Source organism: Rhodococcus sp. APC 3903, from assembly GCF_030407755.1.
GTDB lineage: Bacteria > Actinomycetota > Actinomycetes > Mycobacteriales > Mycobacteriaceae > Rhodococcus_F > Rhodococcus_F erythropolis.
Genome location: NZ_JASDCV010000004.1, coordinates 312,405 through 324,806 on the forward strand (window position 1 = coordinate 312,405; position 12,402 = coordinate 324,806).

Sequence of the window (12,402 nt, forward strand, 5' to 3'; positions counted from 1 at the left end):
CGGTCACGCTTCGAGTACGCGGTCCATCCACGTCGTCAGATCATTGATGACGTCGTCGCGGTTGGTCTCGTTGAAGATCTCGTGCCTGGCGCCCGGATAGGTGTAATAGGTGACGTCTTCGATCCCCGCCGAGTTGTACCGTTCGACTGCGACGTCGGTACGGCTCAGCGCGGCGTTGAGAGGATCCGAGGTACCGACGAAGACCAGGATCGGAAGGTCTTGTCGCACGCCCTCGACGTCGACGAACCTCGGCCCCGCTGCGATAAGTCCGCCCATGCCGGCGTCGTCCAGGCTGAAACCGCACAGTGGATCGTTGATGTACAAATCCACCTGCGCTTCGTCACGGCTGAGCCAGTCGTGCGGAGTTCGGGCCGGTTCGAATTCGGCGTTGAACTGGGCGAGGACGTCCGGGCCGTCGTTGACGAGGCTCTCGATGAGTTGATCGACCGCGGTGGTCCCCGACAGTGCAACGGCGTCGATCAGGTGCGAATGATCGAGGATGTACTGCTGCGAAGCGAACGAACCGAGGCTGTGGCTGAGCAATACGACGGGCAGGCCGGGGTGTTTGTCGCGGATGATGCCCGTGAGGGTCACCATGTCTGCCACCAAGCGGTTCCAGCCGTCGTCGCCGATGTTGCCTGGGCCGGCGTGCATGCTCTCACCGTGGCCGCGGTGGTCCGCCGCATAGACGTGGAACCCGCGAGCATTCAGGGCTTCGGCAACGTGTGCGTAGCGTTTTGCGTGCTCACCCATACCGTGCGCGAGTTGAACAACCCCTCGAGGTTCCTGCTCGGTGGGCCATTCGTGGACATGAATGACCACTCCGTCGTCGCTGGTGAAGGTGAACATGCGCTACTCCCGGTGGTCGCGATCCGGACAGGTCATTTCTCATGCTAGATCCGCAGCAGCAATCCATCCGGGAAGTAGGTCCTGATCACCGGCGAGCCTGATTCGTTTCTGCACATCCGGCCTCGGATTCGGATATACCGGACACGGATGTTCCGGAGCCAGTTGTCGACCAGCTTGAGGAGTACAGAGCGATGAATCCCAACCGCATGCGCAACGTCGGCTTGTTGGCGGCTCCACTTGCTGCTCTCGCCCTTCTCAGCGGTTGCGGCTCGGATGAAACGGGAACGGCCGAGAGTTCACCGGCACCAGCCTCAACGACGACCGCCTCTGTGCCGACGACCCAGACCGGTACTGCCGCACCTTCGACGACCCATACCGATCACACCCAAACCACAACCTCGACGGCACCCAATCCCGAAGGCTGCGCGATCGGGGAACTGAACGTCACCCTCGGCCAACCGAGCGGCGCCGCTGGTTCGGTGGAGCTTCCGGTGGTCTTCACCAACACGGGCGGCCGCACGTGCACGCTCGACGGTTTCCCCGGCGTCTCGTATGTCACGGGAGCATCTGGAAACGAAGTGGGTGCTGCCGCCGGCCGCTCCGGATCCGGATCACTCGTCTCCCTTGCCCCTGGCTCTGCCGCAACGTCTTTGGTGCGCGCCACGAACGTCGAGAACTACCCGGCAGATCAGTGCGGCGTGACCGACGTTGCGGGACTGAGGGTTTACCCACCTAACAGCTACGACTCGGTCTTCCTCGCCTACCCCACCAAGGGTTGCTCGATGACCGGCGCGAACATCAACCAGCTGACGGTCGCGCCGGTCGCCCGCTGAGTCACGGCTTGAGTCGTCGTAGGCCCCAGCGCGCCGGCAGGAGGAACAATCCCGAAAGGAACAGGACGAGTGCAGCTTCCGTGAACTGGAAACGCCAGAACCGATCAGCTGAGTGGTAGCGAACTTCGTAGTGGTCGACGCCGTGTTCCCGCAAACAGATCTCCATCTCTCTGTTCTGCTGCGCTGAGAGCACATCCATGCGGAGGCTGTACTCGGCGCCGGTCTCCTCCGGGCGCTGGTCGTACGGGTTCTCGCCGCCTGATCCACCCCACGTGCACTCGTCGTATTTGACGTCGACCCAGTTACCTCGGAGGTCGACATATCCCTGCGCGAGTTCCCAATTGACCGCGGGGATACTGGTATCGCTCGAATAGTAGGAACTGAATCCGGCGACGGGTGACGTTCGGACACTCGGCTCGGCGTAATCGGGTCGTGCAACCAACTGAAATGCTGCCAGGATCGCAACAACACCGACCATCGTGATCGCCATTGCGCCGATCGAACTACGCACCAGCAAAGCCAGTGCTGCTCCGAGCATGAGTGCCATGAATGTGTATGCACCCAAGACCAGTCCGCTGGATTGAAAGAGCGGATACGACAGGTTCGATATCTCGACGAAAGTCGAACGCCCGGCAACAAATCCATACCGGGAGTTGTCCGGGAGGGATCGAGCCCATTGCAATGCAAATCCGAGCAATGCGGAAGCCACAGAAATCGGCAGGAAGACGATCAACACACGGGTCCAGAACCACCGAGTCCGACTGACCGATTGAGTAAGCCCCAGTACGTGTGTTCCTTGTTCGACATCCCGCGAAAACACGGTTACCCCGATCAACACGCCGAGGAACACCGGCAGAGCCGTCGCAACCACTGTCGTCAGGGTGAGAGCCGTCTCTGCCGTGCAGATCGCGGTGATGTCGCCGAAGCAACTGAGTGGCGATCCGAAGCGTTGGGTTTGTCCGCTGCTCTTGATGATCGCACCACTCGACAAGACAATGACTGCTAGTGCCGCGATGAATCCAAGCGACACAACGAGCGATGTCCGGTGGTGCCGCCACGTAACCCAGATCATGCCGCCACCATCGTTTCTGCGCTCAGGTGCCCGAGCACCACGTCGTCGAGAGTTGCGTCGTCGATCACCCAGCCGGCCCGAGGGCTCGGACGGACTCCCTCCACCACATGAGAATTCGACCGCATCCCCTTGTCGGTATGAATGACCGCACCGGCGCCGACCACGTCCGAAGGATCGCCGTCCCCGATCAATACGTAATGGGCAGCGATCAATTCATCCAACGGACCGGACAATCTCGCGTTTCCGCCGCCCAGCAGAAGAAGTCGATCCGAGACGTCTGCTAATTCGGAAACGATGTGTGAAGACAACAGAACCGTGGTGCCGTACTCGGCAACGTCTTCGAGCAGAGTGGTCGCGACGGACCGCCGCGCCACGGGATCAAGATCCGCCAAGGGCTCGTCGAGTAGAAGCAACTGCGGTCTGCGCCCGAGCGCCAAAGCCAGTGCAACCCTGGTTCGTTGACCTGGTGACAGAGTCTTCGCCTTTGCATCGAGAGCAATCCCAGCGCGCTCCACCAGATCCAGAGCGTACTTCGCATCCCACTCGTCGTTGGTGTATGCGCCGAATCGAAGAAGTTCTGCAACAGTGAATTTGGGATACAGCGGCTTGTGCTGAGCGAGGTACGACAGGCCTGGGCAGATGCCGTCCTGATCCGGCGTGCTGCCCAGGACGGAGATCGAACCGTGGTCAGGCATCGTCAACCCGACAGCCAAGGACATCAGTGTGGACTTACCGGCGCCGTTAACCCCGACCAGGGCAGTGATGCTTCCCGTTGCGACCTCGAAAGTGCAGGCGTCGAGCACCTTCTTCTTGCCGAAGCGCTTGTCTACGTCCTGCATCGTGAGCGCAGATTCTTGCTCAGTCATGATGTCTCCCCCTGCTTTCCGGACGGATCCGATTCGATGAACGTCTTCTCGAGCTCCAAACTCACCAATGCTTCGATGTCCGTGCGCTCGAGTCCGGCGGCCACGGCATCTGCAACCCATCGCGCCAACTCACGACGTAGCGCAGAGCTTTCGGCCATACCGGGCTTGGCCAGGGACTTCACTACGAACGTGCCCAATCCGGGCCGCGGGGCGACAAGTCCGTCGCGCTCGAGTTCCTTGTAGGCCTTCAGGACTGTGTTCGGGTTGATCGCGAGCGCTCCCACGACGTCCTTGGCTGTGGGCAGCCGATCACCGACTTGGAGATCACCGAGCCTGAGCGCCTGCTTCACCTGAAGGACCAATTGCACGTAAGTGGGAATGCCGGATCGGCGGTCGATACGGAAGTCGATCATCCGAACCCTTTCACTAGTTCATTAGTGGAATAGATATTTACCCTGCCTTGACCTCCCGGGTCAAGCCAGACGACCCCTGTAAAGTGCAGATGCCCCGGTTCACCGGGGTGCCACGCTGCTCGTGTGAAGTTCGGTGAAACCCCGGCACTGTCGACGCAACTGTGAATTCGCCCGTCACTACTCGAGGCGAACGAGTCAGGTCACCGGCCTCGTGGCGACACGATGGTTCTCGGACGAAGGACCGCTCGTGGCGCTTCGCCTCGCGGCCGCGCTGCTCGCGACCCTTCACCACTAGCGGAGGGGTGGCTGTGAGTACTCGGCCGACACGTAGATTCAGATCTGTACTTGCAGCACTGACGGTGAGCACCGCACTGCTTGCCGGTGCCTGCAGTAGCTCGCCGTCCGACGCACCCGCAACCACAGCCGCCTCGGACGGCTCGTTCCCGGTGACTGTTGTTTCCGGTCCCACGGATTCCGGCACGGACATCACCATCGAGTCACGTCCGCAGTCGATCGTGTCACTCAGTCCCAGCGCCACCGAGACCCTGTGGGCCGTCGGCGCGGGCGATCAGGTGAAGGCCGTCGACAATCAGTCCGACTACCCGGCCGGTATCCCGGTCACCGATCTCTCGGGCTTTCAACCGAACGTCGAAGCCATCCTCGGCTACGCACCGGATCTGGTGATCGCATCGGATGACATGAACGATCTTGTCTCCGGGCTGCAAAAGGCGAAGGTGCCGACACTCCTACTACCGGCAGCCACAAGCATCGACGACGTCTACGCCCAGATCGAGCGCGTCGCGAAGGCCACCGGCCACGAGGACAAGGGCACCGAAGTTGTCGACACCATGCGCTCGGACATCGACGCCGCTGTCGCCAGTGTTCCTGCGCGCCAACAGCCGCTGACGTACTTCCACGAACTCGACTCCTCGCTCTACACCGTCACGAGTTCGAGCTTCGTCGGGCAGATCTACTCGCTGTTCGGAATGAAGAGCATCGCCGACGCCGCGGGGCAGGGCGACTATCCGCAGCTGTCCGCCGAATTCGTGGTGCAGGCCAATCCCGATCTCATCTTTCTCGCAGACTCCCAATGCTGTGGAGTGACAGCAGAATCCGTCGCCGCTCGGCCCGGGTGGAGCGGCATGAAAGCGGTTACCGGTAACCAGATCCATGTGCTCGACGAAGACCTCTCCAGCCGCTGGGGACCTCGTGCCGCCGATCAGGTGAAGGCCGTCGCGGCCATCGTTGCCCAAGTTCCCGCGGCCTGAGCACTCGATGATCAAAGCCGGTATCTCCCAACATCGGACCGCCGTTCTGCTCGGCGCCGCGCTGATTCTGTGCGCTGCCTTGCTGATCGGTGTTCTGGTGGGGCCGGCCGGTTTGACGCCTGATCGAACCATTCTCGAACTTCTGGACGGAATACCCGGCATCCACCTCGATTCCGGTCTCACCGCGACACAGCAGGCGATTCTCTGGCAGATCCGGCTTCCGCGAGTAGTCCTGGGCGCGTTGGTCGGAGCAATGTTGGCCGTTGCCGGTGCCGCCTACCAGGGCGTGTTCCGAAATCCCTTGGCAGATCCGTATCTCCTCGGCGTTTCCAGCGGAGCCGGACTGGGCGCAACCCTCGCCATCGTTTCGGGTGGAGCGCTGGGCATGTTCGGAATTCCCATGGCCGCCTTCGTCGGTGGTGTGCTGGCCGTGTTCGCAACTTATTCGCTCGGCCGAAGCATAGGCGGGCCGCAGAACGCGGTAGTCATCATCCTCGCCGGTGTCGCAGTCGCAGCGTTCACGAATGCAGCGCAGACTTTTGTTCAGCAGCGGTTCGACGATTCACTCCGCGAGGTCTATTCCTGGCTGCTCGGCGGATTGTCCACCGACGGTTGGTCGGAAGTTCTGGTTGTCCTGCCGTACGTCGCGCTGGCATCTGCCGTCATCCTGGTACACCGACGCGTACTCGACGTGATGGCCGTAGGTGACGTCGAAGCCGCCAGCCTCGGCGTCGACCCGGCCAGATCACGCCTGGTACTGGTGCTCGCCGCAACTCTGGGAACGGCGGCGGTCGTGAGTGCAAGTGGACTGATCGGCTTTGTCGGAATCGTTGTTCCCCATGCGGTTCGACTGGTCGTCGGCCCGTCGCATCGACTGCTTCTCCCCCTGTCACTCATGCTCGGAGCGGCGTTTCTCGTCCTCACCGACGTTGCCGCGCGCACGGTCATGGCACCGGCCGAACTCCCCATCGGGGTTGTGACCGCGATGATCGGCGCTCCGTTCTTCCTTCTGGTTCTGCGCCGCAGCCGGGTCTCGGCATGACCGACAGCGCAGTGCGGTGCCGCGACCTCCGAGTCAACCTCGGCGGCAAGGACGTCGTCGACGGCATCGATCTCGATGTGACACCCGGCGATTGGGTTGCCGTGGTCGGGCCGAACGGCGCCGGCAAGACAACCTTGATGCATGCCCTCGCCGGATTGATTCCGTCTACCGGTGAGCTCTCGGTCGGGGGACTGAGTCCTCGCAATTCCAGCCGCAAGGCGATGTCCGCCGTCGTCGCGTTGATGCCTCAGCGTCCGGTAGTACCCGAGGGCTCAACGGTTAAGGAACTGGTTGCGCTCGGCCGCACTCCCTATCTACGACGCTTCGGAACCGAAACCGCCACTGACCGTTCGGTGATCTCTTCGGTGATCGAGAGGCTCGACCTCACCGAGTTCGCAGATCGACGAGCCACCGAACTTTCCGGCGGCGAATTGCAGCGCGTGGTCCTCGCTCGGGCATTGGCTCAAGAACCTCAGGTACTGCTCCTGGACGAACCCACCAGCGCCCTCGACATCGGTCACCAGCAGCAGGTTCTCGACTTGGTGGAGGAACTGCGTGAGGCCGACAACATCACGGTCATCGCCGCGATGCACGACCTCACTCTCGCGGGTCAGTACGGTCGACGAATCGTGCTGCTGGACAAGGGCAGCGTGGTTGCCGACGGCGCACCCTCAGCGGTGCTGGAGGCAGACCTCCTCGGCCGCGTGTACGGCGCCCGGGTCGAAATCCTGGACCGGCCCAGCGGTCCCATAGTTGTTCCGATTCGGCAGGAAGGCACCCGCTGATGGAATTGGTGATGCTCGGCACCGGCGCTGCCGACGGTTGGCCGAACCCGTTCTGCACTTGCCCTTCCTGCCTGGCCGCCCTGTCGAGTGAAACCATCCGCGGGCACACTGCTGCCCTGGTGGACAACAGAATCCTGTTGGACTGTGGACCCGAAATACCGCGTGCCGCGTCGCGATTCGGTCGCACGCTGGCACACGTGGAACACATCCTGTTGACGCACTCTCATCCCGATCACCTCGGCCCGATGGCATTGCTGTTCCGGTCCTGGGCATCGCGCACCGAACCACTACAGGTTCTCGGACCACCCGACGCGCTCGCTCTCTGCCGAGACTGGGTGGGCCCGGATGACCCGGTGACCTTCACACCGCTCGAGACCGGCCAGTCGATCATGTTGGGCACCTATCGTGTTCGCGCACTCGAAGCCGCGCACGAAGTACCCACCCTTCTCTACGACATCACCGACGCATCCGGAACCCGAATCTTCTGGGCCACCGACACCGGGCCTCTGCCCGAATCCACTGTCGACGCACTTGGCGACGCCCGTTTCGACGCCGTCTTTCTCGAAGAGACCTTCGGCCACAAAACTGACCACGGCACCGGGCACCATGATCTGCCGAGTTTCGCGGAGACGGTGACCCGACTACGCAATTGCACCGCGATCACCGATCGAACCGATGTGGTCGCCGTACACCTCGGGCACCACAACCCAGTCGAAAACGAACTCTCGGAAGCACTTCGCTTGTCCGGGGCGCGAGCGGTTCCGGATGGAGCTGTGCTCGAGATCGGGGTAGGACAGGGCCATCGAACTCTGGTCACCGGTGGCGCCCGCTCGGGCAAGTCCACTTACGCGGAGGGCCTGCTTGCCGGCTACCGGAACGTCACGTACATCGCCACCGGGGATCCGCAGGACGACGATCCCGACTGGATCGAACGAATTGCGTCGCATCGCGCGCGGAGGCCGTCGACGTGGACGACGGTAGAGACCTCCGACGTGACCGAGATTTTCGCGGCCGCAACAACACCGATCCTGCTCGATTGCCTAGGCACGTGGTTGACCGCACGTCTGGACCGACATCAGGCGTGGGCGACAGAAGATCTCAGCGCCGTCCACGCAGATATCGACCGGTTGGCCGACGCCTGGACCGCCTGTCCGGTTCCGATTGTCGCCGTCACGAACGAAGTGGGAAGCGGCGTCGTCCCGGACACGAAGTCCGGGAGGCTGTTCCGCGATCTACTCGGTCTGGTGAACAGCCGCATCGCCAGTGAATCGGAGTCCGTGGTCCTGATGACCGCCGGACTCCCCCTGAGCCTGCGCGTGTGACGTCAGAGCAATCCGGTGAGCTGACGCGCACAATCGAGTAGAAAACCGACCAACTCTCGATCCTCATCCGTCACTCGCCCGCTCGCTCCCTGAACACACAACCCGCCTGCCACCTGGTCTGCGTGATCTCGAACCGGTACTGCCACCGCGGATCGACCCAGGCGGCATTCCTGGTTCTCGAATGCAAAACCCTGCAGGCGAACAGACCTCAGCTGCTCATACAACGCATCGAAATCACCGAGGGTGAACTCCGTGACCCGGCGAAGTTCCAAACCCGAAAGCAACCGCTCGTCGTGCGCCAACAGAACCTTCCCCAGCGCATTCGCGTGAAGGTTCTTGGCCAGTGCCGCTATTCCGATGATCTCGTGATCCGGATCCTTGTCGACGAACCGCAAGCGCCCACCGGCGAATGACGCGACGTGCAATCCGAACCTCGTGTGTGTCCGCATGTCCTCGACGCGCTCGTGCAGCGTCGGCGCCGGACCACTCGACGACGCCGCATGCGAGAGCTCGGCAGTCCGACGTCCCAACGCGAACCCTGACAGGTCCGGCACCCGCACGAGAAAGCCCTCCGCCACCAGCAGATTCAGCATCCGGTACGCCGTGGCCGATGGAACGCCTGCAAAAGTGGCGATCTCCTTCGCGGTTGTTCCCGGTCCCAGATGAGCCACCGCCTCGAGCATCCCCAGCGCCTTCTGAACCGCACGCGGTTGTTGTCCACTGAAGTGGGTCTCTTCGCCGATCTGTTTTCCTGATCGTGGACCAGCGGTTGCACGGTCCGCGGTCACCGCCCATGCTCCGGCGAGTCACCCTCGGCGGTCCCACGATCCGGAACGAGTCGCCTTCGCCCGTCACCGTCGATCAGCAGAGTGCCAGCACCGGGCAACAGGTCCGCCGTCTCGACGCTGTCGAAAGCACCGACCATCAGAAGGCTTTCAGGTCTGGCTCTACGGAGCAATGCGCTCCACACTGTCCCCGACACAGCAACAGCAAGAGCAGCGATCGGCAGTGCCCACATCCCGTGAACCGCCCCGTCGAGAACGATGTAGACCAATAGACCGGCACCGGCGACGCTCACGGACACGGTGCATATCCGGGTCAGCGACGTATGTTCCCCGATTCGGCGCAAGAACTTCCACGAAGCAAAGGCCACCAGCGTGTAAGCGCAGACCAACGCGGTCTCCACCACGCCGTCGAAGGATCCCGAATCGTCGCGAACCGTATCCGAATAGATGAATACGCCTGCCGCACTTACCGCGACGAACGCAAGTACCGCAACGTACGGGGTGCGGAACCGTCTGTGCACGCGAGCGAGCGGCGCAGGCAGTACCCGTTCGATCCCCATCGAATACAACAACCGCGAACCCGCCTGCGCACAACCGAGAGTGGATGCGAACCAGGAACACGTCATTCCGATCTTGACTGCCAGAACCACCTCCGCGCTGGCCCCCGATGCCGTTCCCTCGAAGTACGCTCCGACGATCGTCGCGCCGTGGCCGGTCATCGCCGCCCAGGCCGCAAAAACGAAGAGCACCCCGCAGATGATCGGCGAAATGAGAACCGTGCGTGTGACGCTGATGAGTGGTCGCTTCGCTTCCGGGCCGAAGAAGGCCGAACTTTCGAAGCCCGCCATGCTGAGCACCGTCAGCATCGCGAGAAACGGAACTGCACTCAGCGACGGATTCGGCAGGGCAACAGCAGTTGTCGTGTCACTGTGCGTCGCCAGCATGACCACGACGATGAGAATCAACGAGCACGCTTCGACGACCAGGATCGCTCGGGTGGCGAACCGGACGCCGCGCACTGCAATCCACGCGACGGCCAGGGCAATCGCCACCGTCGTGATCACCGTCGCGGCAGTCCCTCGCACGTCGGGGCCGACAATGGCGATGGTATCGAGCAGACTCGGAACTGCCTGTGAGAAAACCGAAACCGAGATTCCGAGATACCCGAGTACCAGTGCGGCACCCGCCGTCAGTGTCGCCCGGATACCGGCGCCCGCCGTCAGGGTCGCCCGGATACCGGAGCCTTGGAAGACGAAGCTGTACAACGATCCTGCTGCGGCCAGTCTCCGCGTGAATTGAGTGATGCAGAACGCAACGAGAAACACCGCCGAAGTTGTCGCAGCAATCGCAGCCAACCCGACGTAGCCGGGACTGTAGGTGATCATCCACAGGGCGATGAACACCATTCCCGTTGCCGGAGCGATCGTGGAGAGTGATTGCCCCAACAGGTCGATCGGGGTCAGACGTCCTCGTCCGAGACCACGGAGCGGGGAGAACACGGGCTCACTGTGTTGATCCGCATTCTGCGCTCGCGTGATCGCTGCACGCAGTGCCGCACTCACGGCCATGTGTCACCGTCCGTCGCGTCCAGGCCCGAACCTACGAGCGAATTGTCAGAATTCGGTCAAGTTAGTCCGCTTATGTTTCCGCGCAGTTTCCACGATGGCGCACACAGAACTTTCAAGTGAGAATCCGACTCTGTTTCCCACCCCGCGTCATGCCGGATCAAGGGCGGCCGACGGTATCCGGCCCCTCCGGCAGCACCTTGACCTGCGAGTTCTCCGATTCTCACACGACAACTGCTCTCTCAGTTGCACCTCGTCCAGGCGTAGCGCGGTCGACGCGGATTCGCAGCATCGCCCGTACAGGATGTGTCCCACACACCACCGGCACTACCCGAGAGGAACGGAGGAAGCATGGACTTGGTCAGCGCCACCACTTCGGCGATCATCGGATTTGTTCTCCTGCTCGCCGGCATTCCCAAGCTGAACGACCACGACGGGGTCCTTCGTTCGGTGCGCGGATACAAAGTGTTGCCGGTGCGACTCGAAGTACCGATCGCTCGCATCCTTCCCGTCGCGGAAACCGTCGTAGGCATCCTTCTGGTTCTCGGCGTGGCCCATCGCCTCGCCGCCTTGGTTGCTGCCGTCATGTTCGCGTCGTTCTTCACGGGCCTCACGATCAACCTCCTGCGTGGGCGACGCGATCTGGACTGCGGATGTTTTGCATTCGGAGTCGGCGAGATTCCGCGTATCGGATGGTTCCACGCCGTTCGCGCCGGAACACTCGCGGTGATCGCTGTGGCACTGTCGGTCACCGCCGGACAGGCTGAGATCGGCGTCCAGGTCGTGGCGGCGACCTTCGGATTCCTCCTCGTTCTGGCGGGAGTTGCTCTCGCACAGATTCGTTCGGTGGTCCACCTCGGACGACGCCCGGTCGACGACTACCTGTCGAGCGCCTCCATCCGCCTCCGAACCGCCGAAACCGCGTCCCGGTACGGCTCGTGACTCACATCCCCACCACTGAAAACTCGAAGGCAGGACTACCACGATGACCACTTTCCTCCTTGTCGCGACAGTGATCCTGGTGATCGCCGTAGCCGTACTGTTCTTGATGGTTCTTGCTCTGGCTCGTGAAATCGGCCGCGTACAAGTACGTCTCGGACCTCTCGGTGCCCGGATGATGGATACCGGCCCCAAGGTCGAACAGGCGGGCCCGTCGTTTGCCGGTCTCATCGATCAGGAAGGACGGACCGTCGGAGTCGGTGGTCACCGCGACAAGCCGCAACTCCTGCTGTTCACCGCTCCGAGTTGCTCGACGTGCAAGAGTCTTCTTCCCGGCGTAAGGGCAATGGCCCGAGCCGAATCGGATCTCGACGTGATCATCATCTCCGACGGAACACCCGAAGAGCATCGCGAGTTCCTGGCCGGCAGCGGGATCGGTTCCGAGCTCAGTTACATCGACGCTCGAGACGTCGGTATCGCGTACCAGGTGGGCACCACTCCGTACGGCGTGATTCTCGACGAGCACGGCAAGATCCGAGGAAAGGGCCTGTGCAATCACATGGCTCAGGTGGAAAGCCTGCTCAATGCGCTCGAATCCGGCACTCCCTCACTCCAGCACCTTCATGCCCAGGCGAAATCCGGCAGCGCGGCCTGATCTTCCTG

Annotated in this window: 13 protein-coding genes; 7 read left to right on the forward strand and 6 right to left on the reverse strand. The window is 62.3% G+C overall.

The window, feature by feature from the left end:
- Positions 1-3 precede the first annotated feature (3 nt).
- The gene (locus QMA15_RS08250; RefSeq protein WP_003939910.1) at positions 4-849 is read right to left on the reverse strand and encodes an alpha/beta hydrolase; all 846 of its coding nucleotides are present in this window, start codon (positions 847-849) and stop codon (positions 4-6) included.
- A gap of 191 nt (positions 850-1,040) precedes the next feature.
- On the opposite strand from QMA15_RS08250, the gene QMA15_RS08255 reads away from it, so the two are divergent.
- Positions 1,041-1,682, forward strand: a complete 642-nt coding sequence (locus QMA15_RS08255; RefSeq protein ID WP_019745565.1) for a DUF4232 domain-containing protein — start codon at positions 1,041-1,043, stop codon at positions 1,680-1,682.
- Between the two features lies 1 nt (position 1,683).
- On the opposite strand, the gene QMA15_RS08260 is transcribed toward QMA15_RS08255, so the two are convergent.
- From QMA15_RS08260 to QMA15_RS08270, 3 genes are read right to left on the reverse strand one after another with little or no spacing between them, the layout of a single operon-like run.
- A complete protein-coding gene (locus tag QMA15_RS08260) occupies positions 1,684-2,754 on the reverse strand; it encodes an ABC transporter permease (RefSeq protein WP_037133523.1) in 1,071 nt (356 codons plus the stop codon).
- Complete coding sequence (locus QMA15_RS08265) at positions 2,751-3,620, reverse strand: ABC transporter ATP-binding protein (RefSeq protein ID WP_019745567.1); 870 nt, start codon at positions 3,618-3,620, stop codon at positions 2,751-2,753. Before QMA15_RS08265 ends, QMA15_RS08260 begins: the two co-directional genes overlap by 4 nt.
- Entirely contained in the window at positions 3,617-4,033 is a 417-nt protein-coding gene (locus tag QMA15_RS08270; protein ID WP_007729675.1) for a GntR family transcriptional regulator, read from the reverse strand. Before QMA15_RS08270 ends, QMA15_RS08265 begins: the two co-directional genes overlap by 4 nt.
- Before the next feature lie 308 nt (positions 4,034-4,341).
- On the opposite strand from QMA15_RS08270, the gene QMA15_RS08275 reads away from it, so the two are divergent.
- From QMA15_RS08275 to QMA15_RS08290, 4 genes are read left to right on the forward strand one after another with little or no spacing between them, the layout of a single operon-like run.
- Positions 4,342-5,301 (forward strand): ABC transporter substrate-binding protein, encoded by a 960-nt coding sequence (locus QMA15_RS08275; RefSeq protein WP_046380064.1) that lies wholly within the window; start codon positions 4,342-4,344, stop codon positions 5,299-5,301.
- 7 nt (positions 5,302-5,308) lie between these two features.
- Positions 5,309-6,343: an iron ABC transporter permease gene (locus QMA15_RS08280; protein ID WP_019745569.1), complete on the forward strand. Its 1,035-nt coding sequence runs from the start codon at positions 5,309-5,311 to the stop codon at positions 6,341-6,343.
- Positions 6,340-7,128: an ABC transporter ATP-binding protein gene (locus QMA15_RS08285; RefSeq protein ID WP_019745570.1), complete on the forward strand. Its 789-nt coding sequence runs from the start codon at positions 6,340-6,342 to the stop codon at positions 7,126-7,128. Before QMA15_RS08280 ends, QMA15_RS08285 begins: the two co-directional genes overlap by 4 nt.
- The gene (locus QMA15_RS08290) at positions 7,128-8,450 is read left to right on the forward strand and encodes a bifunctional adenosylcobinamide kinase/adenosylcobinamide-phosphate guanylyltransferase (RefSeq protein WP_019745571.1); all 1,323 of its coding nucleotides are present in this window, start codon (positions 7,128-7,130) and stop codon (positions 8,448-8,450) included. Before QMA15_RS08285 ends, QMA15_RS08290 begins: the two co-directional genes overlap by 1 nt.
- Before the next feature lie 2 nt (positions 8,451-8,452).
- Here QMA15_RS08290 and QMA15_RS08295 read toward each other — a convergent pair whose 3' ends face one another.
- A complete protein-coding gene (locus QMA15_RS08295) occupies positions 8,453-9,238 on the reverse strand; it encodes an IclR family transcriptional regulator (protein ID WP_019745572.1) in 786 nt (261 codons plus the stop codon).
- Entirely contained in the window at positions 9,235-10,803 is a 1,569-nt protein-coding gene (locus QMA15_RS08300; protein ID WP_019745573.1) for an APC family permease, read from the reverse strand. Before QMA15_RS08300 ends, QMA15_RS08295 begins: the two co-directional genes overlap by 4 nt.
- A gap of 348 nt (positions 10,804-11,151) precedes the next feature.
- On the opposite strand from QMA15_RS08300, the gene QMA15_RS08305 reads away from it, so the two are divergent.
- Complete coding sequence (locus QMA15_RS08305) at positions 11,152-11,742, forward strand: MauE/DoxX family redox-associated membrane protein (RefSeq protein WP_007729691.1); 591 nt, start codon at positions 11,152-11,154, stop codon at positions 11,740-11,742.
- A gap of 43 nt (positions 11,743-11,785) precedes the next feature.
- Entirely contained in the window at positions 11,786-12,394 is a 609-nt protein-coding gene (locus QMA15_RS08310; protein ID WP_019745575.1) for a redoxin domain-containing protein, read from the forward strand.
- Positions 12,395-12,402: the final 8 nt, after the last annotated feature.

Bases quoted from the DNA above. Each gene is read 5' to 3' on its own strand.
- QMA15_RS08285 (WP_019745570.1), top strand. From the start codon at position 6,340: ATGACCGACAGCGCAGTGCGGTGCCGCGACCTCCGAGTCAACCTCGGC.
- QMA15_RS08310 (WP_019745575.1), top strand. From the start codon at position 11,786: ATGACCACTTTCCTCCTTGTCGCGACAGTGATCCTGGTGATCGCCGTA.
- QMA15_RS08260 (WP_037133523.1), bottom strand. From the start codon at position 2,754: ATGATCTGGGTTACGTGGCGGCACCACCGGACATCGCTCGTTGTGTCG.
- QMA15_RS08270 (WP_007729675.1), bottom strand. From the start codon at position 4,033: ATGATCGACTTCCGTATCGACCGCCGATCCGGCATTCCCACTTACGTG.
- QMA15_RS08280 (WP_019745569.1), top strand. From the start codon at position 5,309: ATGATCAAAGCCGGTATCTCCCAACATCGGACCGCCGTTCTGCTCGGC.
- QMA15_RS08265 (WP_019745567.1), bottom strand. From the start codon at position 3,620: ATGACTGAGCAAGAATCTGCGCTCACGATGCAGGACGTAGACAAGCGC.
- QMA15_RS08305 (WP_007729691.1), top strand. From the start codon at position 11,152: ATGGACTTGGTCAGCGCCACCACTTCGGCGATCATCGGATTTGTTCTC.
- QMA15_RS08255 (WP_019745565.1), top strand. From the start codon at position 1,041: ATGAATCCCAACCGCATGCGCAACGTCGGCTTGTTGGCGGCTCCACTT.
- QMA15_RS08250 (WP_003939910.1), bottom strand. From the start codon at position 849: ATGTTCACCTTCACCAGCGACGACGGAGTGGTCATTCATGTCCACGAA.
- QMA15_RS08300 (WP_019745573.1), bottom strand. From the start codon at position 10,803: ATGGCCGTGAGTGCGGCACTGCGTGCAGCGATCACGCGAGCGCAGAAT.
- QMA15_RS08290 (WP_019745571.1), top strand. From the start codon at position 7,128: ATGGAATTGGTGATGCTCGGCACCGGCGCTGCCGACGGTTGGCCGAAC.